Origin of the sequence: Nocardia sp. AB354 (genome assembly GCF_049538315.1) — a bacterium.
Lineage (GTDB): Bacteria > Actinomycetota > Actinomycetes > Mycobacteriales > Mycobacteriaceae > Nocardia > Nocardia nova.
Window position 1 is genome coordinate 112,659 of the sequence record NZ_JBMVFU010000020.1, and the last position, 23,570, is coordinate 136,228.

At 65.4% G+C, this 23,570-nt stretch carries 22 protein-coding genes; 11 read left to right on the plus strand and 11 right to left on the minus strand.

Going from position 1 to position 23,570, the window contains the following annotated elements; all coding sequences use genetic code 11:
* Positions 1–25 precede the first annotated feature (25 nt).
* Positions 26–1,021: a GNAT family N-acetyltransferase gene (locus ACPCUW_RS25725; protein ID WP_423427625.1), complete on the minus strand. Its 996-nt coding sequence runs from the start codon at positions 1,019–1,021 to the stop codon at positions 26–28.
* A gap of 141 nt (positions 1,022–1,162) precedes the next feature.
* Here ACPCUW_RS25725 and ACPCUW_RS25730 point away from each other — a divergent pair, with 141 nt between their 5' ends.
* Together ACPCUW_RS25730 and ACPCUW_RS25735 are read left to right on the plus strand one after the other, a co-directional pair.
* Positions 1,163–2,332: an aromatic ring-hydroxylating oxygenase subunit alpha gene (locus ACPCUW_RS25730; RefSeq protein WP_423427627.1), complete on the plus strand. Its 1,170-nt coding sequence runs from the start codon at positions 1,163–1,165 to the stop codon at positions 2,330–2,332.
* A gap of 43 nt (positions 2,333–2,375) precedes the next feature.
* Positions 2,376–3,527, plus strand: coding sequence for an acyl-CoA dehydrogenase family protein (locus ACPCUW_RS25735; protein ID WP_423427629.1), 1,152 nt, complete (start codon positions 2,376–2,378; stop codon positions 3,525–3,527).
* 61 nt (positions 3,528–3,588) lie between these two features.
* Here ACPCUW_RS25735 and ACPCUW_RS25740 read toward each other — a convergent pair whose 3' ends face one another.
* Positions 3,589–5,232 (minus strand): FAD-dependent oxidoreductase, encoded by a 1,644-nt coding sequence (locus tag ACPCUW_RS25740; RefSeq protein WP_423427631.1) that lies wholly within the window; start codon positions 5,230–5,232, stop codon positions 3,589–3,591.
* Positions 5,233–5,378: 146 nt separating this feature from the next.
* Between ACPCUW_RS25740 and ACPCUW_RS25745 the strand changes: the two genes are divergently transcribed.
* A complete protein-coding gene (locus ACPCUW_RS25745) occupies positions 5,379–6,548 on the plus strand; it encodes a thiolase family protein (RefSeq protein WP_423427633.1) in 1,170 nt (389 codons plus the stop codon).
* 96 nt (positions 6,549–6,644) lie between these two features.
* Here the strand turns inward: ACPCUW_RS25745 and ACPCUW_RS25750 are convergent, their stop codons facing one another.
* Complete coding sequence (locus tag ACPCUW_RS25750; RefSeq protein ID WP_423427635.1) at positions 6,645–7,406, minus strand: 3-hydroxyacyl-CoA dehydrogenase; 762 nt, start codon at positions 7,404–7,406, stop codon at positions 6,645–6,647.
* Between the two features lie 85 nt (positions 7,407–7,491).
* Positions 7,492–7,884, minus strand: coding sequence for a hypothetical protein (locus tag ACPCUW_RS25755; protein WP_423427637.1), 393 nt, complete (start codon positions 7,882–7,884; stop codon positions 7,492–7,494).
* Between the two features lie 368 nt (positions 7,885–8,252).
* Between ACPCUW_RS25755 and ACPCUW_RS25760 the strand changes: the two genes are divergently transcribed.
* The 4 genes from ACPCUW_RS25760 to ACPCUW_RS25775 all read left to right on the plus strand — a co-directional run bounded on the left by ACPCUW_RS25760 (position 8,253) and on the right by ACPCUW_RS25775 (position 11,508).
* Positions 8,253–9,119, plus strand: coding sequence for an SDR family NAD(P)-dependent oxidoreductase (locus ACPCUW_RS25760; RefSeq protein WP_423427639.1), 867 nt, complete (start codon positions 8,253–8,255; stop codon positions 9,117–9,119).
* Positions 9,119–9,355: a ferredoxin gene (locus ACPCUW_RS25765; protein WP_423427641.1), complete on the plus strand. Its 237-nt coding sequence runs from the start codon at positions 9,119–9,121 to the stop codon at positions 9,353–9,355. The genes ACPCUW_RS25760 and ACPCUW_RS25765 overlap by 1 nt, the downstream gene beginning before the upstream one ends.
* Positions 9,352–10,584, plus strand: a complete 1,233-nt coding sequence (locus tag ACPCUW_RS25770; protein ID WP_423427643.1) for a cytochrome P450 — start codon at positions 9,352–9,354, stop codon at positions 10,582–10,584. Before ACPCUW_RS25765 ends, ACPCUW_RS25770 begins: the two co-directional genes overlap by 4 nt.
* 309 nt (positions 10,585–10,893) lie before the next feature.
* On the plus strand, positions 10,894–11,508 hold the full coding sequence (locus tag ACPCUW_RS25775) for a TetR/AcrR family transcriptional regulator (RefSeq protein WP_423427645.1): 615 nt from the start codon (positions 10,894–10,896) through the stop codon (positions 11,506–11,508).
* Between the two features lie 733 nt (positions 11,509–12,241).
* Here the strand turns inward: ACPCUW_RS25775 and ACPCUW_RS25780 are convergent.
* Complete coding sequence (locus ACPCUW_RS25780) at positions 12,242–12,448, minus strand: hypothetical protein (RefSeq protein WP_423427647.1); 207 nt, start codon at positions 12,446–12,448, stop codon at positions 12,242–12,244.
* A gap of 303 nt (positions 12,449–12,751) precedes the next feature.
* The gene (locus ACPCUW_RS25785) at positions 12,752–13,180 is read right to left on the minus strand and encodes a hypothetical protein (protein ID WP_423427649.1); all 429 of its coding nucleotides are present in this window, start codon (positions 13,178–13,180) and stop codon (positions 12,752–12,754) included.
* A gap of 181 nt (positions 13,181–13,361) precedes the next feature.
* Here ACPCUW_RS25785 and ACPCUW_RS25790 point away from each other — a divergent pair, with 181 nt between their 5' ends.
* Positions 13,362–13,793 (plus strand): hypothetical protein, encoded by a 432-nt coding sequence (locus ACPCUW_RS25790; protein ID WP_423427651.1) that lies wholly within the window; start codon positions 13,362–13,364, stop codon positions 13,791–13,793.
* Positions 13,794–14,251: 458 nt separating this feature from the next.
* On the opposite strand, the gene ACPCUW_RS25795 is transcribed toward ACPCUW_RS25790, so the two are convergent.
* Positions 14,252–14,626, minus strand: a complete 375-nt coding sequence (locus tag ACPCUW_RS25795; RefSeq protein WP_423427653.1) for a YrhK family protein — start codon at positions 14,624–14,626, stop codon at positions 14,252–14,254.
* A 440-nt stretch (positions 14,627–15,066) separates the two neighbouring features.
* On the opposite strand from ACPCUW_RS25795, the gene ACPCUW_RS25800 reads away from it, so the two are divergent.
* Positions 15,067–15,471 (plus strand): MarR family winged helix-turn-helix transcriptional regulator, encoded by a 405-nt coding sequence (locus tag ACPCUW_RS25800; RefSeq protein WP_423427669.1) that lies wholly within the window; start codon positions 15,067–15,069, stop codon positions 15,469–15,471.
* Here ACPCUW_RS25800 and ACPCUW_RS25805 read toward each other — a convergent pair.
* Positions 15,462–17,348, minus strand: coding sequence for a chloride channel protein (locus tag ACPCUW_RS25805; protein WP_423427655.1), 1,887 nt, complete (start codon positions 17,346–17,348; stop codon positions 15,462–15,464). The genes ACPCUW_RS25800 and ACPCUW_RS25805 overlap by 10 nt on opposite strands.
* 82 nt (positions 17,349–17,430) lie before the next feature.
* Between ACPCUW_RS25805 and ACPCUW_RS25810 the strand changes: the two genes are divergently transcribed.
* Complete coding sequence (locus ACPCUW_RS25810; RefSeq protein WP_423427657.1) at positions 17,431–18,513, plus strand: cytochrome c oxidase assembly protein; 1,083 nt, start codon at positions 17,431–17,433, stop codon at positions 18,511–18,513.
* 880 nt (positions 18,514–19,393) lie between these two features.
* On the opposite strand, the gene ACPCUW_RS25815 is transcribed toward ACPCUW_RS25810, so the two are convergent.
* The 3 genes from ACPCUW_RS25815 to ACPCUW_RS25825 all read right to left on the minus strand — a co-directional run bounded on the left by ACPCUW_RS25815 (position 19,394) and on the right by ACPCUW_RS25825 (position 21,031).
* Positions 19,394–19,609, minus strand: a complete 216-nt coding sequence (locus ACPCUW_RS25815) for a hypothetical protein (RefSeq protein ID WP_423427659.1) — start codon at positions 19,607–19,609, stop codon at positions 19,394–19,396.
* A 103-nt stretch (positions 19,610–19,712) separates the two neighbouring features.
* Positions 19,713–20,102: a hypothetical protein gene (locus tag ACPCUW_RS25820; protein ID WP_181065199.1), complete on the minus strand. Its 390-nt coding sequence runs from the start codon at positions 20,100–20,102 to the stop codon at positions 19,713–19,715.
* A 524-nt stretch (positions 20,103–20,626) separates the two neighbouring features.
* A complete protein-coding gene (locus ACPCUW_RS25825) occupies positions 20,627–21,031 on the minus strand; it encodes a DUF3052 domain-containing protein (RefSeq protein ID WP_423427661.1) in 405 nt (134 codons plus the stop codon).
* 535 nt (positions 21,032–21,566) lie between these two features.
* On the opposite strand from ACPCUW_RS25825, the gene ACPCUW_RS25830 reads away from it, so the two are divergent.
* A complete protein-coding gene (locus tag ACPCUW_RS25830) occupies positions 21,567–23,363 on the plus strand; it encodes a hypothetical protein (RefSeq protein WP_423427662.1) in 1,797 nt (598 codons plus the stop codon).
* Positions 23,364–23,570: the final 207 nt, after the last annotated feature.

Consider the following 23,570-nt stretch of genomic DNA (forward strand, 5'->3'; position numbering starts at 1 on the left):
CTCGAAGATCGCCGGCGGAGAGCTGTCATCGGGCCGGAAAGGCAGGGACATCACGCCACTGGCCGATCTGGTAGCAGGCGTGCGCCTCCTCCTGTTCGAAGGACAACAGCCGCAGCAGACGGACCGCGCCGTGATCGTCGGGGTCGATACGCATCAGCACCAATTGCGCTCCCGCCGTGCTCAATTCGTCCAGCGCGCGGGTGAGCAGCGCCTCGCCGAGACCGCCACCACGAATTTCCGGCACGACGATCAGGGCCCGCACCCATGCCGCCCGCAATTCCAGATGCCGAATCGGGCGCGGATCGAACCAGACCAGGCCTGCCGGGCGCGCACACCCCGCCGACGCGAGCAGCATCCGGCCGCTACGCTCCGCGAATTCGGAACGGAATCGGTCGAACTGAGCTGCGGTCAGCCCTTGCCGCGCCAGCACCTCACCGGCCGCCGCGACGACCGTGTCGTCGGTGAGGTCGACCGGCCCGTCCACGGTCACACCGCCGGGGAGTGCGACCGGCTCCATGGGTACCGCGAACGGTCCGGCCAGATGCCGCAGCATCGTCCACTGCCGGGCGACCGGCGCGATATCGAATCGCCGCGTCAGCCGTTCGGAGGCGGGATGGCTGCCGTAGGCCCAGCATCGCAGCGCCGTCGCTCCCCGATTACACCAGCCGTCGGGCCCATCGACGTCCAGGCCCAGCTCCTCGACCAGCAGCGTCGTCACCCCGCGCGAGCGGTAGTCGGGATGAACCGTGTAGGCGACCGTGCCCTGACCGTCCGCGTCGATCGTCAGGTTCAGATAGGCCACCATCACCATCGGCGCATCCGGGCGCGCGCTCAGGTCTCGGCGCGCCCTGATCGGCAGATGCCAGACCGACCGCACCTCGTCCGAGACGGCCGCCACGGCGCGCGGCGGGACCACCGAGAAGCCGGCTTCCTCGTCGTAGCGCGCCGCGGCCTCGACCAGCGCCGTGACCTCGTCGCGGTCCTGTTCGCCGAGCCGCCGACACCAGGTGTAGTCGATCATCGTCCCGCCCTTCTTCGCTGCGCCGGTTTACACGTAAATCTACATGGGTTAGATTTAAGATGCTATATCGACAGCTCAGGACCATATCCGGAGTGCTCGGGTTCATACCCGAGCCAAGCTGCAGAACATTGGAGATATGCCATGACCGAGGTCGGGGCCCCCCGTGAAGAACGAATCCGTCGCGCACTGACCCATCTGCGCAACGACACCACCGACGAGTTCGGCCACGTCACCTGGTTCGAGCCGACGGAGTTCACCGATCCCGGCGTCGCCCAGCGCGAGCGCGATCTCATCTTCGGCCGGGTACCGTCGATCGTCGCGCACGGCTCCGAGATCCCCCGCGCGGGCGACTTCTTCACGCTGCAGATGCCCCGCAACAACATCATCGTGGTGCGCCAGCGCGATGGCGGCGTGAAGGCATTGGTCAACCTCTGCCGGCATCGTGGAGCACTGCTGGAGAAGGAGGAGAAGGGCCGGTGCCGGCTGTTCTCGTGCCCGTATCACCGCTGGTCCTACGACATGGACGGCAGCCTGCGAACCATCACCCGCGACAACACCTTCGGCGAGCCGGAACGCGCGACACTGGGCCTGATCGAGCTACCGACCGAGGAACGCCACGGCTTCATCTGGGTGGTCGACGACGCCGACGCCGAGATCGACGTCGCCTCCTGGCTGGGTCCGGAAATGGATGCCGTGCTCGCCTCCTACGACCTGCAATCGAAGGTGTGCGTCCAAGGCGAGGGCTTCGACGAGCCGGTCAACTGGAAGATCATGCAGGACGCCTTCCTCGACGGCTATCACATCCAGTACGCGCATCCCAACACCGCTGCCAAGCACATCCATACCAATGTGATGGCGTTCGACGATTTCGGCCGGCATTGCCGGTTCATCGCGCCGCGTAAATCGATCGACCGCTGGATCGAGGAGGATCCCGGTGACCGCAGTCTGGCCGGTGACATCACCGAAACCCATTTTCTGCTGCCCAACAGCACCCTGCTGCGCCAGCCCGACCATTTCCAGTTGCTGACCTTCCGCCCCCATCCGTCCGATCCGCAGCGCAGTCGCATGGAAATGCGGCTGATCGTCCCGCCGGTCGAGCAGACCGAGTTGAGCGAGGAGAAGTGGACGCGACTGTGGGACAAGAACTGGCAGATCCTGCTCGATGTGCTGCACGCGGAGGACTTTCCCCTGCTGCGGGATTCGCAGCGCGGGATGACCAGTGCCAGTGCGGGACGGATGGTGCTGGGGCAGAACGAAGTCGCTAATCAAGTCTTCCGTCGCGAGACGCAGAAGCTGCTGACGCAGAAATGACCACAGCGTCGGGACACGGCTGTCCCGGCACAGGAGGATTGCAGTGAAAACAGATCTCTTCGAGTCCGATCACGAACTCTTCGGCCGGACCGTGCGCGGATTCGTGGAACGCCACGTCATCCACAAGATGGAGAAGTGGGACGGGGACCGGCTCATCGACCGCGACACCTGGCGCGCGGCCGGGCAACAGGGTTTGCTCGGATTGTCGGTGCCCGAGCAGTATGGCGGGCCCGGCGAAACGGACTACCGCTTCCGCGTGGTGATCCAGACCGAGATCGCACGAGTGGGAGCCTCGGCGCTCCAGTCCGGGTTCTCCACCAACGACGACATTGTCCTGAATTATCTACTGCGGCACGCGAATTCCGAGCAGCGCGACCGATGGCTGCCGGGTTTCGTCACCGGTGAGACCATCGGCGCCATCGCGATGACCGAACCGGGCGCCGGCAGTGATCTGCGGTCGGTGCAGACGAGCGCGGTGCGCGAGGGCGACGAGTGGGTACTGAACGGATCCAAGACCTTCATCACCAGCGGCATGCTGGCCGACCTGGTCATCGTGTTCGCGGTCACCGATCGAGCGGCGGGTTCACGCGGCTTCAGCCTCTTCGTCGTCGAGGACGGCACTCCCGGTTTCACCCGCGGCCGCAAACTCGACAAGGTCGGACTGCACGCGCAAGACACTGCGGAACTGTTCTTCGACAATGTGCGGGTTCCCCATGCGAACCTGCTCGGTGAACTCGGGGGCGGATTCGGTTACCTGATGCAGAGCCTGCCGCTGGAGCGGCTCGGAATCGGTATCGCCGCACAGGTTTCCGCGGAGGCGGTGCTCGGCTGGACCCTCGACTACGTGAAGGAGCGCCGCGCGTTCGGCAAGCCCATCGGTGAATTCCAGGGGCTCGGTTTCACCTTGGCCGAGGTGCAGACCGCCATCGAGGTGTCGCGCGCTTATATCGATCGTTGCGTTCGGGAATACAACCGTGGCACGCTGACCGCGGTTGATGCCGCGAAGGCCAAGCTTTGGGCCACCGAACTGCAGGGCAAGGTGATCGACGCCGGCGTTCAGCTGCACGGCGGCTACGGCTACATGATGGAGTATCCGGTCGCGAAGGCCTACATCGATGCCCGCATCCAGCGCATCTACGGCGGCACCAACGAAATCATGAAGGAGATCATCCATCGCGATCTCATGCGTGCCTGAGATGACGGCCGGCGCGGATGTCCGCGCCGGCCGTAGTCGTTGTGCCGGAGAGTGTTTCGAGTCAGTGGGACGCCGCACCGGCCGCCGACAGCATCTCGGCGATCTCGACGAACTTGATCCGCGGACGGCCGTCGGCACGGCCCGCTCGGCGCTCCGCGGCATCGATCGACTTCCATCCGCTCGACCCGAGCCGCTCCGGGCGGCGTTGGTCGAGCAGATTCTCCAGATCCTCGCGCGAACGAGCAGGCGTGCGCAGCCGACCGGCGGCGAAATCCTCGACCAGCGCCCGCACCGTTTCCTGAGAGCAGTACCGATTGGTGCCGATCACTCCCGATGGGCCGCGCTTGATCCAGCCCGCCACGTAGGTTCCCGGAAGCGGATTACCGCTTTCGGGCTCGATCACGCGCCCGCCCTGGTGGGGAATCGTTCCGTCGGAGTCGCGGAACGGCACGCCCGGCACGGCGATTCCGCGATAGCCGACCGCCCCGAACACCACTGCGCAGTCGACCACCACACCTGCGGCCCTCTCCCTCGCAACGCCCACTGCGCCGGGTTCGGTCCGCGCGAATTCCACCGCCTCGACGGCCGTAGTCCCGTGAAAACTTCTCGGCGACAGAAAGTATCGGAAGACGATGCGTCGGTTGTTCGTATCGGCGGCACGTTCGGCCAGCTGCCGTGCCACCCGGTTCTTGAGGCGAATGACGGGGTCCAGCCCGGCCGGCGAGCCGAACTCGTCGCAGTGCACGTCCAGTCCGTCGACCTGCCCCAGGCCCAGCAGTTCGGGCGTGGTGAAGGCCGCGCGCTCCGGTCCGCGGCGTCCCACGACCACCACTTCGCGAATTCGGCTGGCCGCCAATGCATCCAGCGCGTGATCGGCGATATCGGTGCGCGCCAGGGCCGACACGTCGGTGACCAGGATGCGGGCTACATCGAGGGCGACATTGCCGTTTCCGATCACCACGGCCCGGTCGCCGGACAGGTCGAATATGCGCTGCGCGTGATCGGGATGGCCGTTGTACCAGCCGACGAAGTCGGTCGCGGTGTGGACGCCGGTCAGATCTTCGCCGGGCAGTGCGAGCGAACGGCCCTGCGAGGCCCCGGTCGCGTAGATCACCGCGTGGTGGTGGTCGAGCAACTCCCCGGCGCTGACGTGAGTCCCAACCTCCACGTTCAATTGCAGGCTCACCTGCTTGCGACTCAAGGTCCGAAGGAACGTGCTCGCAACCTGTTTGGTGTGCTGATGATCCGGCGCCACCCCGTAACGAACGAGCCCCAGCGGGGTCGGCAGGCGCTCGAACATGGTCACCTCGACCTCGATGTCGCGCCGCGTGACCAGCTCCTCCGCCGCGTAGCAGGCCGAGGGGCCCGATCCTACGATCGCGACCCGCAGCGGCCCGCGATCGGTCAGCTCGAGCCGCGGCGCGTCCGCTGCCGGGAGCCCCGGTTCCAGCCCGCTACTGAAGTACACCGCGTTGACCTCCCGATACGGCTCGGTCTCCGGCGTGAGGTCACCTTCGGGAACGATCGCGTCGACGGGGCACTCATCGATGCAGGCGCCGCAGTCGATGCAGGTCTCCGGATCGATGTGCAGCAGTTCGGCGCGACCGAAGCCCGGTTCGCCGGGCCTGGGACGAATGCAGTCGACGGGACAGACCGACACGCAACCGGCGTCGTTGCAGCAGGGCTGGGTGATGACGTGCGCCATCTCTCCTCCGGATCCACGGCACCTCGACCCGTTCACAGGCAGAACACCGTACTACTGACGTTATTTGTAATTTGTTATACGCTGAGTGACGGGCGCCACGCAATAGCCCGTGGACACCTCGGCGACCCGAAAGAGAGGAATCACCTATGACAACGGCAGTCATCGTGGATGCCGTCCGCACCCCGTCCGGCAAGGGCAAACCGGGCGGCCAACTATCGGATCTCCATCCCGCCGAATTACTGTCGGCAGTACTGCGCGGACTGATCAACCGCACCGAACTCGACCCGGCCCTGGTGGACGACGTCATCGGCGGCTGCGTCGGACAGGCCGGGGAACAGGCGCTCAACATCACGCGTAGCGCCGTTCTGGGCGCCGGATTCCCGGAGGAGATCCCGGCGACGACGATCGACCGTCAGTGCGGTTCGAGCCAGCAGGCCGCCCATTTCGCAGCCCAAGGCGTCATCGCCGGCGCCTACGACATCGCCATCGCCTGTGGCGTGGAGTCGATGAGCCGGGTACCGATGGGTACGGCGACACTCGGCAAGAACGCCTTCGGGCCCGGAATCACCGCCCGCTACCCCGAAGGTCTTGTCGGACAGGGGATCTCCGCCGAGTTGATCTCGGCGCAGTGGAAGCTCGACCGGACGACGCTGGACGAGTTCTCGGCCCGATCACATGCCCGTGCGGCGGCCGCGGACTTCTCCTCGGAGATCCTGCCGATCGCCGTCGGCACCGACTCCCGGGCCAGCGCCGATGAAACCGTGCGGCCGTCCACCGACGTGGCGGGTCTCGCCGGATTGAAGCCTTCGTTCTACGACGAGAGCCTCGCCGAACGCTTTCCCGAGATCGAATGGCGGATCACGCCGGGCAATTCTTCGCCATTGACCGACGGCGCGTCGGCCGTGCTGATCATGAGTGAAGAGAAGGCGAACTCCTTGGGACTGCGCCCGCGCGCCCGGTTCCACAGTTTCGCGGTCACGGGCAGCGACCCGCTGCTGATGTTGACAGGGGTCGTGCCCGCCACCCGGAAGGTGCTCGACAAAGCCGGCTTATCGCTCGACGACATCGACACCTACGAGGTCAACGAGGCGTTCGCGCCGGTGCCATTGGTCTGGCAGTACGAGTTCGGCGCCGACCCCGAACGACTGAACCCGCGCGGCGGCGCGATCGCGCTGGGCCACCCGCTCGGCGGCTCCGGCACCCGCCTGCTCACCACGATGCTGAACCACCTCGAGCAGACCGGCGGGCGCTACGGTCTGCAGACCATGTGCGAAGGCGGCGGGATGGCCAACGCCACCATCATCGAGCGACTGTAATTTCGAGCGGTCGCCGATACACCAGCGCCCGAACCGTTGTCGATACGGTTCGGGCGCTGTGCGGCTATGGGACCCGCGGCGCGGGTCCGCGCGAATTCAGCGGGGCGCCATACGAATTGCACCGTCGAGGCGGATGGTCTCGCCATTCAGCATCGGGTTCTCCACGATGTGGCGAGCCAGGGCCGCGTACTCACCGGGCTGCCCCAGCCGCGACGGGTGCGGCACCTGAGCACCCAGCGAGGCGATGACCTCGTCGCCGACGGTCTCGAACAGTGGGGTGTGGAACAGGCCCGGCGCGATGGTGTTCACGCGGATGTTCACACTCGCCAGGTCGCGGGCGATCGGCAGGGTCATGCCCACGATGCCGCCCTTGGAGGCGGAGTAGGCGGCCTGGCCGATCTGGCCGTCGAAGGCCGCGACCGAGGCGGTGTTGATGATGACACCGCGCTCCTCGCCCTCGAGCTCGGCGGCGGCGATGCGTTCGGCGGCCAGCCGGATCACGTTGAACGTGCCGATCAGGTTGACGTTGATGATCTTGGTGAAGTCGGCCAGCGGGAACGCGCCCTTCTTGCCGACCGTCTTGATCGCATTACCGATACCGGCGCAGTTCACCGCGATCCGCAGGGTGCCCAGCTGCGCGGCGGCATCCAGCGCGGCGCTCACCTGCTCCTCGTTGGTGACGTCGGTCGCGGCGAAGACCACACCGTCGCCCAGCTCCTTGGCGATCGCCTCACCGGTGGAGGACGGCAGGTCGATGATCACCACCTCGGCGCCTTGGCCGTGCAGCTCCTTCACCGTGGCCAGGCCCAGACCCGACGCGCCACCGGTGACCACGGCGACCGCATTCTCGAGCTTCATACGAGGTCCTTTCTCTGCTTCCCGTCGACGACGTCGCCGACCTACCGCAATATACCTATAGCTTGTAGGTTTATTGCAGCCGTCCTTATGACATCCAGAGGCGGGCACACGGCAACGGAGGCAGATCGGGATGCACTCGATCGTCGATCACCACAAGGGAATCGGAACGGCGGCGCATTCGCGCCGCGAACGCCTCGCCTATCTCGCGAGTGCACTGATAATCCACGGCAACCTCCGACTGCGCGAACCGCACCCGCACGCGGCATCGGCGCGAGTCGAGGACGTACCGCCCCAGCTCGACCAGGTGCCGCAATGCGGCGGCTCGGCGAGCACACGAAGCGCCGGACCAGTGTGCATGCTGCTGCATGATCCGGTGCGCGGCTTCCACCGTCATCCCGGTCGGCACCGTCGCGCAATCACCCTGCGAGTCAGAACGTTTTGGAAACCACGGCCATGACGGCACCACTGCGGCCGTCATCGCGCCTCCATACCTGTAAGGCCGAACGACGCAAGCCCCAGCGCGTCGAATGGGAGCTGATACACAACACGACTCACAGTCACTGCCTCCATCACAATCCGTCGACCGCCGCACAGCCGGCGCACAGCTACTGCGCAGCGTTGCCACCAGGGTAGATACAGCAAACGAAAGACGTCAATCGTTCGGCGAGCGTTAGCTGACAAATTACGATTGACGTCAGTCGTCCGATGACGTACTTTCGAATGTGAGGCACAGCACTCCGAATTTCGGAGGGGTACGCTCCGGCGCCTACTCGCCGGCTCGCTGTCGCCTCCGTCGGGACCGGCCTCTCCGCGCCGGCCGCATCCTTCTGCAAATCGGAGTCCCCAATGAAGCTCGAAGGCAAAGTCGCCGTCATCACCGGAGCCGGTTCCGGCTTCGGCCGTCAGTGTTCCCAGTTGTTCTCCGCCGAGGGCGCCAGTATCGCGGTCGTAGACATCGACCCCGAGCGGGCCGCCGGAACGGTGGAACTCGTCGAGCAGCAGGGCGGGAAGGCCATCGCCATCACCGCCGACGTCAGCGTCGAGCAGCAGGTGAACTCGGCCGTCGCAGCGGCCGTGGAGCACTTCGGCAAGTTGGACATCATGTTCGCCAACGCGGGCGTCGTCTCACGCGGCGGAGTGCCGTCGGTGGCCGGAGGCGAGGAGATCGAATTCCAGGACCTGACCGACGCGGACTGGCAGCACGTGCTCGGCGTCAACCTCAGTGGCGTCGTCTACGCCGCGAAGGCGGCGGTGCCGTACCTGCGCGACAACGGCGGCGGCACGATCCTGGCGACCTCCTCGGCGGCGTCGCTGGTCGCCTACCACAACATCGCGATGTATTCGGCCACCAAGGCGGGCGTCAACGGCCTGGTCCGCGGCTTGAGCCTCGACCTCGGAAAATACGGCATCCGGGTCAACGCCATCTGCCCCACCCACGGCATGTCGCCGAACTTCCTGATGCCGCCAGGATCGCCGGTGGTCGGACAGTCCTACGAGCAGGTCGCGGGTCCGTGGGATCCGTCGATCTCCCCCATCCCGCTCAAGCTGAACCGACCGCCGTCGCTGCTCGACAACGCCAAAGTGGCGCTGTTCCTGGCCTCCGACGACTCGCAGTATCTGTCCGGTCTCGTGCTGCCCTCGACCGACGGCGGCACCCTCGCCCGCGTCGGCATGTGGTTCGCCGAAGACAAGGGTTCGCCCGGAGATCTGTGATGGCCGATTCGCCCACACACCTGGTCGTCGACCGGACAGCCTGTGCCGGGCACGGGCTGTGTTACGCCACCGCGCCCGAACTACTGGACTGCGACGATTTCGGGAATCCGGTCGTCATCGGTGATCCGGTCCCGGTCGAGCAACTCGACTCCGCACATCGCGCGACAGCCGCATGTCCCGAACGCGCACTGACACTTACGAGCGCCCTTCCCCTATCCGAGGAATCACCGCTATGACCACCACCGCAGAGGTTTCCGCCGATCTGGTCGTCGATTTCGACATCTACGACCAGTCGCTGGCGTTCCCCGAAGACACCGTGCAGGCTCGAGTCGCAGAACTCGCGAGCCGCGGGCCGGTTGTCTATTCCACCGCACACGGCGGACACTGGATCGTCACCCGATACGAGGAGATTCACGAGGTTCTGCGTGACCCCGAAACATTCTCCAGTCATCCGAACAATCTGACGACCACCACCGCGGGCTTCGGCAAATTCATTCCGCTCGAACTCGATCCGCCGGAACACACCGGCTATCGGCTCGCCCTGCAGCCGTTGTTCAGCCCGAATCGCATGAAAGCGCTCGAGGACGATATCCGGGCCGTCGTCAACGAGCTGATCGACGGATTCGCGGCCGCGGGCACATCGGAATTCATCGCCGACTTCGCCCACGAATTGCCCACCCGGGTCTTTCTGTCCCTGATGGACTGGCCGCTGGCGGACGCTCCCATGTTTACCCACGCCACCGATGTTCTGCTCACCGGAATTCCCGGCGCAACAGAGGAAGAGTCCAACCAGGCCCGCGGTGAAGCGGCGTTCAAGATGCTGGCCTACTTCCAGAACATCATCGATGACCGCAAAGCCAACCCGCGCGACGACATCACCTCACAGATCATCCACACCGAGGTCGCGCTCGAAGACGGCACTCGCCTGCTCACCGACGAAGAACTCAATCGGATGTTCTTCCTGCTGCTCATCGCGGGACTGCACACCGTGCAAGGCTCGCTGGCCTGGAGCATCATCCATCTGTCGCACAATCCGGAGCAGCGCGCGCAGCTGATCGCCGACGAAAGCCTGATCCCCTCCGCAGTCGAGGAGATTTTGCGCATCGAGGCCGCCGTCGTGCCCGGCCGGCGAGCCACCCGGACCACGAAGCTGGGCGGCGTCACGATCGCCGAGGGCGATCAGCTCATCCTGATGCTCTGCTCGGCGAACAGGGATTCCGGCGAATTCGAGGATCCGGAAGAGCTGCTCCTGGACCGCACGCCCAACCGGCACCTGTCGTTCGGCGCCGGCGCACATCGGTGCCTCGGTTCGCATCTGGCGCGCATCGAACTGCGACTGGCATTGGAGGAAATCCACCGACGCATACCGGATTACGCACTCATCGAGGGCGACCCGCCGGTCATGCACGCCAGCCAGGTGCGCGGTTGCGCCCGACTACCCATCACCTTCACTCCGAACAAGTGAACAACCGAGTGAGGGCCGCACCGCGCGGCCCTCACTCGTCTTGCCCGCGCCGAAACGGGAAGCCGAGTGAGCGTCATGTGAGAGTGCTCACCGACTGTCCCGTCGACCCGCGGGCGGCGACCACTGATATCCGCTGGTCGTTGCGCTCCAGACACGTTCGAGCGCAATGCTTTTCGCTCCGCGCGGCGCCATCGGCCTGCCCGGTGGACGGCGACGGCTTCGAACGAACAACAAATGACGAGTATTGTCCATGGTGTCATCAGCTGTGCAAACACACGCAGAAATTCCCATGGAGGGCAGGATCAGAGAATGGCTCGACGTAACAGCAACGTCCTGAGCGGGGACGTCGAAGAGGCGCGCGGGCAGATCCTCGAAGCCGCACAATCGACCTTCCTGCATTTCGGCGTCGCCAAAACCACAATGGACGACATCGCCAAAGCCGCCGGCGTATCCCGTCCGACCATCTATCGCTACTTCCGCGACCGCGACACCTTGATCGCTGAACTGATCAGGTTGCGGGCGCGCAAGCTCTTCGTCAAAGGAACGAAATACGTCCTGGAACGCGAGCGCTTCCGCGACCAAATCGTGGACGGCTTGATATTCCTGGTCGACCACGGCCGGAAAGACCCGCTCATCCGATTGATCGTCAGCCCCGAACACATGGACCTGGCCGCCGCCGTCGTCGGCACCTCCCGGCTGGCCAGCGACCTGACCCTTGAGATGTGGGGCCCCATCCTCGACCGCGCCCGCGAAACCGGCGAACTGCGCCAGGACATCACCAACGAAGAAGCATGCGAGTGGCTGGCCCTGGTCCAGCTGATCCTGGTCGGCCGTCTCGACTTCGAAGACCCCAACGACCCGGCGCATCGGCGTCTGCTCGAAACGTTCATGCTGCCGGCATTCCTGGCACCAGGTGCTGCCTGAGTCGACGAGATGAACAGGCCGGACACTCTTCTGGACGCCAGAGCCGGTAATCGGCGCGGAGCTTCGTTCAGCGACAAGAAGTCGGATTGCCACCCGATTGCCGGACCGGAAAATCCGTCGGCGTGTCGCGGGGCGACGCGCCGACGGTTCACCACCCCACTGCGCGACACGCAACAGCACGAATCAGAACGCGTAGACGACCAAGCCGCCCGACCAGATCAGGGCCGGACGCAGCCGGCAACAGCCGTGTTCCCTCTCCAACCTTCGGTGCCATTTTCATCGCGCGTCCGCGGTGCGCTGGCACGAACTCCCGTGCGCCTCTGTGACACGATGCCGAACCGAACGCACTGGTCACAAGCGATTCGCATGCACTCCAGTGATGTCCGGTGTATCCAGAACGCCCTACAGAGCGTACCGATCGGATTGCGCTGACTCGAAACATTTCCGCAGGTCAGGCGGCTGCCGACTGTGGGAATCGAGCCAGATTCGTTACTTTACCGTCACTTTTGGGATTCAGGTACTCCAACCACTGGGAGTTGTCGACGGCCTTGTGCTCGAACCCGCGCTTGTCGATGTAGTGATGCGTTGCGGTCGACGACCCTTCCGAATGGCCCAATTGTGCACTGGCCCTCGCCTTGTCCCCGCTGCGTCCGGCGACCTCGGTGGCCGCGGTGTCACGCCGGTGTCACGCAGGGGGCCCAGCAGAACCAATCCAGCGCGGTGCCCTCCCGCATCACAGCCAGCGCGTAGTGGGCGAGACGGTGTAGACAATGCGGTCGCCGCTCATGAACAGATGCTCGTCCTCGCTCGCCGGATTGCACACCCGTTTCCACATCCTCATCTCCGCCGTGAGCCACTTCGGCATGACAATGTAGTAATCACTGCGCGCACCACACTTACGGCCGTCCTGCCGGAACGGCGGCATGTTGTCCCGCTTCACGATCGTCCAACAGACATGAAAACCGCGCGTTCCACTGCGGGGTCGTCGAGCCCGGGCATATCGCACCACCGTGCGGCCGGCCCTCGCCAAAACGCACACCGGTACCCAGCAGCAGCAGAGAAATGGGCAGAACGTAGTCGTGCCCGCGGGGCTGAGATCCGGCGTCTCCGAAGACGTTCGGCAGTTCCGCACACTCGTCCGCGGTCAACGCTCGCTGTCCGTTCGCGGCGGTGGTGTCCGGCGCGGGCACCCCGGTCATCGGACACACGTCGAACAGCCCTTGCAGGGTTGGCTCCCGGAAGATCATGCCGAGGATGACGTGATGGCGATACGCCACCGACGGCGACAGATACTCGATATCGGTGATGTAGGAAGTTCGGTCTCCAGCTTGATCGCATCCTGGCAGGCGAACATTTTGAAGGCCGCGCTCATCTTGTTCGTGAGCTTCAGCTTCAGCTTCTCCCGGTGCTTGCTGTTGCGACGCACGGTGCCCTTGCGTCGGTTCACCGCCCACTGTCGCTCGAACGCCTGCAGGCATTCATCGATCGTGCGGCCCTGCGCCGACGTGCGGGTGTAGCTACCGCCGTGCTGTTCCAGGTGCCGCAGCCAGTCGATGAGGTCGGCTTCGAGGTAGCGGACACGACCGCCTTCGATTCGAATGCACGCGAGAACTCCTGCAACCTGAGGACTACGCGGATCCGCCGGGTATGGAGTTGGCTGAAACCCATTCATACAGTGTCGGTTCGGGATGTAACCCAATCCGACGCACCCACCGAGGACATCTTCGGGCTGACCCACAAGTTGCACGGATGCGCCGGCGCCTACCGGCCAAAGTGGACTCGGGATGGTGCGGTCGATGGAACCCGAACCCGTGTGTCGATAGCGTGTAGGGCCTGAACTGCGAGAGGACACCATGCACGCTTCTTCCCTTGTTTCCATCCTCGCTGCCGTCGGTAGCGCGCTTCTGTTTCAGGCCACGCCGGCCTCAGCCGAGTCGCACACCGGTATGCCGACATTGACTGCACAGTTCGATGGCGGCCCGTGCGCGACGACCATCGACGCCAAGGCCAACATCTTCGATGACAGCAACCAGGTCTCCATCGGCTACCAAACCGACGACATCGCCGGCACCGGCAGCGCGGGATGCGGGTCGTCGCTGGTCGCGGTCGTCAACTGGCGTAATTTGGACAGCGGTGGGGCGGGTAGCGTGTCCCGGCACATGTTCCACAACGAGACCAACTCGATATCCTTCGCCCCCGGCCCGGGGCGGATCGCGATCGAGTTGACCACGCTCAGTACCCACTTCCCCGACGCTTCCCGCCTCGAGGTGGTCATGCACGGCTGATCGCCGCCGGAGATAAGGTGTAAATCCCGGCTGACTGCGGATCAGAAGAGTGGGAGTCCACACCGCCGCGCGCAGCACCGTTCTCGGCGGCACGAGTGTTCGATCATGCGCGGTTGCCACCGCGTCCGTGCGATCCGCGATTGGGAAACGCGGCGGCGCAGGTACAACACATTCCTGGCGACTTCGGCATCGTTTCCGAACGGCAAGTAGCCGTTCAACAGACCAGGCCACGGCGAGATTCACGGTCACACCGGATTTTCCGACACCGCCCTTGCCGAAGGCGATGGGTCGATACCAGCCCCTCTCATGCTGTGAACAAGACACCCTGGGCCGCAAGCTAATTCAGAACGTCGCCGGGGTCGGCTGCTATCGCGGGAATCAGGGTGGGCACGTCGTCGAGGAGGCAGGCGACGGTTTCGTTGGCGTCGCCCCTTGGTGTGGCCGAACAGGCCGACCGATTACGAAGCTGGTACCGCAGTCCACCGGGGGCGCGCTGCCGATCGACGGCGCTGGACGGGACCGCGCTGAACTCGATAATCATAGTCGGCGGCCCGATGTCCGGCGTCGCTGCCCAAGCGCCGCAAGTGAATTCGACGCCCGAGCTGGATGACCGGGCGGATCAGGAACTGTATCGACCCGATCAGGAACATCCAGGTGCCCGCGACCTGAGTGGGCTCGGAGAGGAACAATGCGCTGCCGATGGTGAACCACAACGCGATGAGCACGTCGTTCACGATGGATGCCGTTTCATAACGACTATCGATAACCAGCACCTCGTCGCCGATCGAAAACCGTACCGGCCGATCCGGGTGATCGTGTCGGGCCTGGCGCATGCTCCGCTCCTGTCAATCGTGGCCGCCGAGGGGCGACATCGAGAATGCGGATAGCCGCCGCTCCAGCAGATTCGAATCCGGGTCGTACCCACTTTCTGCCGGGCTGCCTGGGCACGCCGGATCACCTCTTCGATCGCGTCGAAAAGCTGGGGCGGATAGGAGGGTCGACTGGCCGCGTACTCGGCGGCGGCCATGTTGAAAGACTGGGCACGCGATCTGGTCGTCATTTACACCATCATCGACCCAGCGGCAGGGATGACGCCGGTCGCGACTACCGAGGACCGGACAATATGATTCGGCTATCGGCCGATATCTCACCAAAACGGGTTGAACGGATGCAGCGGAGGGAGGTGACCGTGACGAAGACCGGTGCCGACGCGGCACACGACATCGATCAGTTGACCGACGCATTGCTGACGGCCTCTCGGCTGCTGGTGGCGATGTCGGCACGGTCGATCGCGGCGGTCGACGAGACGATCACGATCCCGCAATTCCGGACGCTGGTGATCCTGTCCGGCCGGGGGCCTTCGAATGTCGCCACGCTGGCCGGTTTGCTCAATGTGCAGCCCTCCACAGCCACTCGCATGGTGGACCGCTTGGTCACCGGCGGTCTGCTGGACCGGCGGACGAATCCGAATTCGCGTCGGGAGCAGATCGTTGCACTCACCGAACGTGGACGGCATGTGGTGGACACCGCTACCGCTCACCGGCGTAACGAGATCGCCGCCGTGGCCGCCAAGATGCCCGTCGCCGACCGGGCAGGGTTGGTGCAGGCGCTGACCGCCTTCACCGCCGCTGGTGGCGAACCCCCTCCCGGTGAGGATATCGAGGGCTATCAGCTCTGAGGTCCGCCCGAAACGGTGCGCGCTGCGCCGACGTCGGCGGGCCCGGGCTGCACACGCGACGCCGACTGCGACGCTTGGGCCCGATCTGCGGCAGACCCATCGTGCAGTGCGCCGAGTACTGCGCTGTGGGTGAGCCAGCCGATCACCGTGTCACCGACATCGTTGACGACCGGTATCCCGGTGCCCGGCTGTCCAGTCAGCGCGTCGAGAGCGGTTGCGAGCGTGGCGGTTTCGACGACCGTAGGAGGCAGCACCGCCAGATCGGCGACTGTGGTGTCCGCCGATTCGGTGTCGGCGAGTGTTTCGGCCACCGCCGCGGCGGTGACGCAACCGCGGTATCTTCCGTCCGCCCCCACGACAGGCACCATCGAATGGGCCGATGTCCAGACGATGCGACTGACGCCCTCAACGGTGATGTCGGCCTCGACTGGTTCCGGACACGGCTCCATCACCTCCCCGACCCGGATCCGGTCGAGCCGACCGGCCGGGCCCGCGTGTGCCGCATCCAGATCCACGCCACGTCGAGTCAACTTGAGGGTGTAGATGGTCTCTTTCGATACTGCCCGGGAGATTCCGGTGGCTACGACCACGGCCAGCATGAGCGGCAGGATGATCGAATACTCACCGGTCAGCTCGAACAGGATGATGACCGCGGTGATCGCGGCCCGCGTCGCGCCCGCGAACGCGGCGCCCATTCCGATGAGTCCGTACATACCGGGCGCCGCGGTCGCACCCGGGAACAGATGATGGACAACGACGCCGAATGCAGTGCCACCCATCGCGCCGATGAACAGCGAGGGCGCGAACACTCCACCGGAACCGCCGATCCCGATGGTGAGGCTCGTCGCGAGCATCTTCCCGGCCATCAGTACGACCAGCATCCACAGGACATAGTGACCGCCGATGGCGTTGCCCAGCACCGGATAGCCGACGCCGTACATCTGCGGTAACACCAGCAGCACGCCCCCCAACAGCAGGCCACCGACGGCGGGCCGCAGCCACTCCGGCCCCCGCCAGACCCAATCGCACACGTCCTCGATCCGGTACAGCACGTGCGTGAAAACGACGCCGACCAGACCGACTATCACACCGAGCAGGGCGAATGCGCCGTATTCCCAGCCGGAGCGCAGGCCGAAGGCCGGCAGGTCCAGGAACGGCTCGCTGCCGAGAGCGGCGCGACCGATCACACTCGCGGTCACACTCGACAGCACCACCGCACCAAAGGATTCGGCGGCGAAATCGCGCAGGATCAACTCCATCGCGAAGAACGGTCCGGCGATGGGCGCGTTGAACGTCGCGGCGATCCCTCCCGCCGCGCCGCAGGCCACCAGTATCCGCAAGCGCCGCTCAGAGATCCGGGTCAACCGCCCGATACCCGACCCCCATGCCGAGCCGATCTGCACGATCGGGCCCTCCCGGCCCACCGAACCGCCACCGCCGATGCACAGCGCTGAGGCCAGTGCCTTCACGACGGTCACCTGCGGTGGAATCCGCCCGCCCCGCTCGGCGACGGCATACATCACCTCCGGTACGCCGTGGCCGCGGGCCTCGGGCGCGAACCGGTACACCAGCGGCCCATACACCAGCCCGGCCACCACCGGAGCCAGCACCACGAACCACGGCCCGAGGAATTCCACATGCTGATTCGATACGTGCCCGGCGGCCGAATAGTCCGCATACCCGGACAGGATCCGAGTGAAAGTCGTTATCAGCCAACGAAAAACGATCGCACCGCCACCCGCACCCGCACCGATGACCAGCGCGAGCACCACCAAGCCGCCGCGACTTTCCCGCAGCCACTCTCGCCACGGTGTCCGCCCCGGCAACGGCAGCGACCACCACCGTCCGCCCGCTACTTCCGAGGGCCTCACACCCATACCGACCACCCTCGCACCAGTCGAAACATGCACAGTGCAACAATTGTAGAATGCTCGTATTTGGCGACCGACAGTGACCGGCATGTCCGGCATCCCCGCGCCCACGGCGGCCACGATCTTCGGCACCTGGACGTGGTCGCCTGTCGTGGACACACTCGTCGTGGCCGCCGCGGCCGGCTACCTGTTCCTGGCATGGCGAGCGGCGCGCCGAGGGCTGCGTTGGCCTCTGCTGCGCACGGTGTGCTGGCCGGCCGCACTGGTGCTGGTGATCGTGGCAGTCGACAGTGCGCTCGCGACGTACTCGCACGCGCTGTTCTCGGTGCACATGGTGGTGCACCTGCTGTTGATCATGGTCATTCCCGCGCTGCTGGTGTGGGCACAGCCGATCCGTCTCCTGCACGACGCCGCCGGCCCCGCCACCGCCGGCGGGATCGACCGGATGCGAGCGAGCCGCGCCTTCCGGATCCTGGTTTCCGCGCGGTTCACTGTGCCGCTCTACAGCGCTGTCCTGCTGCTTACCCACCTGACCGGATTCCAGCAGGCGATGTCCACCCACATGTGGATCCACGACACCGAGCTCGCGCTCTACGTGGTCACCGGATATCTGCTGCTACTCCCCCTCGCGGGTGACGAACTGACCGTCGAGCCCGAGTGGCCGCACGGATTGCGCTTCGTAGTGCTCGCCATCTGCGTCGGACCCGACACCCTCGTGGGCGTCACGCTGATGATGTCGTCGACCGTGCTCGCCCCCGCCTATGCCGGCTCCCGCGACTGGGGCCCGAGCGCGCTGGCCGACCAGAACCTCGCGGGGATCATCATGTGGCTCGGCGGTGACGGACTGATGATGCTGATCATGATCGCCGTTGTCGGACAATGGATCCGCATCGCCGACCGCGATACCGGGCTCGGCCCCTGGCTCGACGGCATCCGCCACCGCGCACTGCTCGGCACGACCACCATCGATGCCGATGTCGACCACGAACAAGCTGCCCTCGACGCCTACAACGCACGGTTGGCGCTTTTGAATGGCCTGCCGCCACGCACGCGCCCGAGTGCACCCGGCCACAGCGTCCCTCGGACCGCTGTCGCGCCCCGACCAGAGATCGAACCAACCGCGACACCGCCGCGCAGCGACGACTCCCCCGATCGAGAGGAGCCACAATGAAGTCACTCCCATGGGGTGTCACTGCGGTGTGTGCCTGCCTGGCGCTTCCCCGCCTGCGCCGCGAATATTGCAGGCGCCCAACATGATACGAACAACGCGGCGGTGTCGCTGGATAAGCCGCGAGCGGGCGACACCGTGCCGGGTGCGCTCGCCATGACACCGTGGCTGACTGGAAACCCTGGCGCGACACTCGATTGCCGTACGCACAACGATGGGGCGCCAGCCTCGCGCTATGACAAGCGCTCCGCCTCTGCCCCACGGGGATCGCCATGTCCAGCGCGTTGACTACCAGAGTGGAGTCTCGCCGGGAGTCGATGGACCAGCGGTGGCGATACCGCGGAGGGTCTTGGTCTGTGACGACGCCGGCAATCCGCGGATGCCGGCCAAGGTCATGAGAACCGAGGCCGTGCGGGAGCAGACGCGGAAACGCCGGGCGTCGGAAAGTGGTCAGAGGCTCAGCACGCTGCTTCCGAGGCCGAGAACGCTGCTGCCCGCACTGAGCAGCAAGCTGATGATGCTTTGAATGTCCATATTCGATCTCTTTCCATCCGAGAAACTGGGTCAGGCTCCGAAGACGGATAATCCCGCACCGCCGCCCCTTAGCTCCGGCGAACCTTCCCATCAATGGCGAATCGCTCGGACGAGCGGTCCGTCAGGCGGGCCTATCGGGGTTCCGGGCCGGCGCGCGGCCGAACTGTTCGAAGCGCGTACCGCCGACTACTCCGATGGTCTCTACACGCTGCATCAGTTGCGTCATTCCCGCCTCACCCACGCTGCGGAGGAGGCGCGTCGACTCCGGTGTCGATGAAGTGGTCGGGCACACCTCGGTGCGCAGCCTGGTGAAGTGCGTGCGGGTGTCCGACGACGGATTGCGACGGTATCAGGCCATCAGCGACCCGGGCCGCGAAGCGGCGGGGTCGCTGATCGAGAGAATTCCATCCAGCACAGCGGTTTCCGCAATCGCATTCGAGTGCACTGCCTCGACGCCGAGCGCTGCGGCGATCAGGGGTGCGTTCACCGGCAAATCCCTGCGGCCGAGCGGAGCGGAGGCTACGACCTTGATTTCTCGCTTCTCCGCTTCACCGATCAGCCCCACGGTTGCGATCGTATCGATCGGGCACCCGGAAAGCTTGCATCGCGAGCCCGGGGGCCCGGGACTGCGAGAGCCCTTGCGCCGCAAAGAGGCTCGGGGATCTTCGTCACTTGCCGCCACACTCCGGATCCTTCAGCTTCGGCCCGACAACACGACGACGTTCATTCTCCGTGTCGAGCATCTGCAGACTGTGGTTCAAGGCGGCGTGGACCCGGAATTCGCTTGTCCACCATTTGGCGGACCTGATCGGCAAACCCCGCGGCCGGTACTTGTCCATGATCTCGAGGTGGTACGGCAGCTTGATGAACTGTGTCAGCCCGTTGTCGTCGGCCCAGATCGAGAGCGAACCCACGTGGCGGCGGCCCGGTTGTACATATGTCATCACTCCGACCGCGCCGTCGATCTCGGCGAGTTGATCACCGAGCTTTTCCGAGGCGCGCCAGATGTCGGCGACATCCGTGAGGTGGCGCGGCGTGTACTGCGTGAGACTGACCATGAACGGGCCGCCCGAGTTCGACGCCGGGCCCCGCTTCCACCGGCTGTTGATCACGAGAGCGGACAACGATCGGCCGGAATCACGGTGGTGAGCCCATGTTGCCCGAACCGTGCGGACCGTTCGGGAAAAGGTGGTGACGTCGCGAACGTCGCTGTTGTAGTGGCCCATTCCGCATCCCTTCGCTCGATTCACGCGCACTTCGGCGACGCCCTGCGACCGGCAAGTATCGATTTAATACGCGTTCGCTTATCATCGCTTTGGACAGATGATCTGTCAATGCGTACTTAGTTTGAGAAGGCTCCAGCTCCTTCGGCAGGACCGGTGGTGGTCGCCGGCAGACCCTCGACAGTGGCGGGGATCTCATGATCGCGGGTCCGGTCGACGATCCGCCACAGCTGCCGGGTCTCCTCGGCCATGCGGCCGCGAGGCTCCGATCTCGCACTCCCCCACCGGGTTGGGTGAGCCCTCGACGCTGTTTTCCGCGAGCTCACTACCAGACCCCTGTCGGAGCGTCCGCCTCTGACTCAGTGCCGATCGGCCAGCCGGACCACGAAGCGAAGACCCGACCACGTCTCATCGATAGCGCACGTTTTATTGTCGACAAGTCCTGCGGCCAAGCCGAATTCGCGCACGACGGTATCGCTGAGATCGGTAGCTACCCCACTCGACTTCTTGGGCCAGGCGACCCAGAGGCCACCCGCCTGCGTGAGGCGGGCGCACCATGTGCCGAATCCTCGATCCAAGGACCGGTAGTCAGGACAGAAGCCGACGATCACGTCATACTGCGCGCGCCCCGCGCGCCGCTGCAGACAGACGTGCTCGGGCAGCGGTTCGAGCACGAATCCGCTCGGGGCCTGGGCGAGCAGCACGCGGTTGCCGGGCCGAATGCCGAGCTTGCGGGCCAACGGGGCGCCGGAGTATCCCGCCATGCGCCCACGATACGTGCTCCGCGATCCCGAGCGCGTCCTACGGCGCCGAGGAGCACCGGGCGGGAAAAGTTGGTTCCTGCTAGTTGATTCCGTTGATCGACAGTCCCGGGCGCGTTCCGAGATGGTCGGCCCTGCTGCCGGGGGAAGACCATGGAACGCCTCGTCTTCGAGGGCTGGGACCTGCCGACGGTCGTGGTGAGCGTCTATAACAGCGATGAGGACGTCTCTGCCTATGTGGTGCGCCCGGAGTATCGAATCCGCTCCTGTTTGGTCCTCATCGGACACACCCCGTACGGCAGGCATTCTGACGCCCCCGACAGCTGCCCCGCGCGTGTAGCCCGTGTAGCCCTATGAATTCAGAACCGGAAATCTGCCATCACTGCTGGTCAATCCATTGTCGTCGTTTTTCGCGCGAGTTCTACCGGGGACCCCGGGGTGGCGCCGCATTCCGGGGCGAGGGTTATCATGTCTCGCATGCCCCGTCGGGTCGTGATCGCTCGAGTCCTGTGAGTTGGGCCGGGAAAGCGCGGGATCGATGGCTATAGAGATTCCGCACGATGTGGCGTTGTTTCTCAACTACGCCGGTGTGCCGTATCCGGATATCAATGAGGATCAGGTCCGCGCGCTGGCGACTCATGTGCGGAATTTCGCGAACGGCGTGGCCGATGCGCACGATACCGCGACCGGTGTGATCACCGATATGAGGAACGCCTGGTCAGGGTATTCCTACCAGGAGTTGGTCGCGGCCTGGGCGCGGATGTCGAAGTCGCATATGGCTGATCTCGATACGGCGTGCCGTGTGGTGGCCGAAGCCCTGGATGCGGCTGCTGTGGTGATCAAGGTGACCAAGGTCGCGGTGCTGGCCGAACTCGCCGCGCTGGCAGCCAGTTACGCCGCCGCGATGGCCGCGACGATCGTCACCGACGGTCTGTCGGTCGCGGTCGAGCAGGCGGTCGTGGCTGCCGCGCGCAAGATTTGCCAGGTGATGGAGCAGGTGCTGATCGGCTATATTTTGGTCGAGGTGCTCGGGAAGGCGATCGAGCCACTCGAGCATGTCATCGACCGCATGGTCCGGGGAATCGTGGACGACGCCGCGGGCGAGCTGTTGGGTCCGCCGCCCGGTTCGGCCGATCAGACGCTGCACATCGAGCCCGACGAGGTCATCAACTACGCCCATGTCCTCGATGGGCTGGCCGATGACATCCTGCGGCAGGCATCGGATTTCGCGGACAAGGTCGCGGGACTGGACTTCACCTCTCCCACCTTCGACGACGGCGGGGAAGGAGGGGTGCCTGCCGTGGATCCGGGCACGGATCCTTCCAGGGGATTGGGACCGCAGACCGTGACGAACGACCACGCACCTGCGCCGGTGGCCAATACCTCGCCGACGACCCCACTCAGCGTCACGCCCGACATGCAGGGCCCTGCCCATATCTCCTCCGGATATCCGCTCTCCCTTGGATATCCGCCCGATCACTCCGGCACGCACATGACCAACGGACCTACTGGGGCTACTGGGCATCCGGCGCACCATGCCACCGGCCGGTTGCCGGGGCCGGATGCTGCGTCGAACACGGGAATCGGTGGTGTGCAACCGAATCCGGAAATCAACGCCACCACCTCGGGCGCTGATGGTGGTCATGCGGTAGCGGGTCCCGATGGTGGGGCGCCGAGTCCCGTGCATGCCGCGGCGGGGACGAGTTCCGAACCACCGGCGGCAAGGGACGACTCCGGCGTCGCTGCCCATCACGACCCCCGCGGTACGCCCGTACGCTACGGCCCGCAGATTCCGGTGTCCGACCCGGAATCATCGTGGAGCCCCGACCAGGAGCGCCCTTCCTCGGCGATGGGGCAGGATCGGGCGAACAACTTCCTCGAGGTGGCAGGCGATGCCGATGACCCGTCGCCGCCGAGCCGGTCGAACCCCGGGGCGCGTGCCGTCCGGGGATCCAACCAGCACGTCACACCCTGGCGAAAGCGCGCTCGCCGCAAGGCGGTTGGCAAGAAGACCACCCCGAAGGCGGCCTCCTCCGGAACGCCGTGGTCCGCCCGCGGTGTCCCGCCGAAATCCGAGCCCACGGTGTTCGCCCGGCCGGATGCGCGACCGGCGCCCTGGCGGACCGACCGGCCCGCCGAGACTGCGGATACAGCCGACGCAGCACACACCCCGGACTCCGAGCATTCCGCCGCGCAGGCCTCGGAGAAGAAGACCGGCGACGCTACGCGAAAGCCCGAATCAGCGTCGGAGCGCCGAGGCGCCACCGTTGTAGCGCCCTCGGTCGCCGCCGATAACCGTCCCGAACCGAACACCGAAACCCTGTTCCGGTCTTGATGATCCGCTGAAACTGCAGGCGCGCCTGCCAGCGTTGTCCGCCCAGGCGTTACCGATACAGCCTGGACGTGTGGCGGTCCCGAATCCGTGCGGGCCGTTGCGCGATTTGAATGTTATGTGGCTGCAGGACATCTCGACGAGGTCGTGTCTCCCAATGGTGTGAGCCATTCGACGATGAGAGCCAGTGTGAATCCGGCGCGGTAACGG

What these genes read in the sequence shown, in the direction of transcription:
- ACPCUW_RS25805 (WP_423427655.1), bottom strand. Translation starts at nt 17,348, where the DNA reads ATGGGTGTGAGGCCCTCGGAAGTAGCGGGCGGACGGTGGTGGTCGCTG.
- ACPCUW_RS25725 (WP_423427625.1), bottom strand. Translation starts at nt 1,021, where the DNA reads ATGATCGACTACACCTGGTGTCGGCGGCTCGGCGAACAGGACCGCGAC.
- ACPCUW_RS25825 (WP_423427661.1), bottom strand. Translation starts at nt 21,031, where the DNA reads ATGGCGGGATACTCCGGCGCCCCGTTGGCCCGCAAGCTCGGCATTCGG.
- ACPCUW_RS25760 (WP_423427639.1), top strand. Translation starts at nt 8,253, where the DNA reads ATGAAGCTCGAAGGCAAAGTCGCCGTCATCACCGGAGCCGGTTCCGGC.
- ACPCUW_RS25775 (WP_423427645.1), top strand. Translation starts at nt 10,894, where the DNA reads ATGGCTCGACGTAACAGCAACGTCCTGAGCGGGGACGTCGAAGAGGCG.
- ACPCUW_RS25740 (WP_423427631.1), bottom strand. Translation starts at nt 5,232, where the DNA reads ATGGCGCACGTCATCACCCAGCCCTGCTGCAACGACGCCGGTTGCGTG.
- ACPCUW_RS25730 (WP_423427627.1), top strand. Translation starts at nt 1,163, where the DNA reads ATGACCGAGGTCGGGGCCCCCCGTGAAGAACGAATCCGTCGCGCACTG.
- ACPCUW_RS25785 (WP_423427649.1), bottom strand. Translation starts at nt 13,180, where the DNA reads ATGAATGGGTTTCAGCCAACTCCATACCCGGCGGATCCGCGTAGTCCT.
- ACPCUW_RS25745 (WP_423427633.1), top strand. Translation starts at nt 5,379, where the DNA reads ATGACAACGGCAGTCATCGTGGATGCCGTCCGCACCCCGTCCGGCAAG.
- ACPCUW_RS25765 (WP_423427641.1), top strand. Translation starts at nt 9,119, where the DNA reads ATGGCCGATTCGCCCACACACCTGGTCGTCGACCGGACAGCCTGTGCC.
- ACPCUW_RS25800 (WP_423427669.1), top strand. Translation starts at nt 15,067, where the DNA reads ATGTCGGCACGGTCGATCGCGGCGGTCGACGAGACGATCACGATCCCG.
- ACPCUW_RS25770 (WP_423427643.1), top strand. Translation starts at nt 9,352, where the DNA reads ATGACCACCACCGCAGAGGTTTCCGCCGATCTGGTCGTCGATTTCGAC.
- ACPCUW_RS25790 (WP_423427651.1), top strand. Translation starts at nt 13,362, where the DNA reads ATGCACGCTTCTTCCCTTGTTTCCATCCTCGCTGCCGTCGGTAGCGCG.
- ACPCUW_RS25795 (WP_423427653.1), bottom strand. Translation starts at nt 14,626, where the DNA reads ATGCGCCAGGCCCGACACGATCACCCGGATCGGCCGGTACGGTTTTCG.
- ACPCUW_RS25755 (WP_423427637.1), bottom strand. Translation starts at nt 7,884, where the DNA reads ATGACGGCCGCAGTGGTGCCGTCATGGCCGTGGTTTCCAAAACGTTCT.
- ACPCUW_RS25820 (WP_181065199.1), bottom strand. Translation starts at nt 20,102, where the DNA reads ATGGTCAGTCTCACGCAGTACACGCCGCGCCACCTCACGGATGTCGCC.
- ACPCUW_RS25810 (WP_423427657.1), top strand. Translation starts at nt 17,431, where the DNA reads ATGTCCGGCATCCCCGCGCCCACGGCGGCCACGATCTTCGGCACCTGG.
- ACPCUW_RS25830 (WP_423427662.1), top strand. Translation starts at nt 21,567, where the DNA reads ATGGCTATAGAGATTCCGCACGATGTGGCGTTGTTTCTCAACTACGCC.
- ACPCUW_RS25750 (WP_423427635.1), bottom strand. Translation starts at nt 7,406, where the DNA reads ATGAAGCTCGAGAATGCGGTCGCCGTGGTCACCGGTGGCGCGTCGGGT.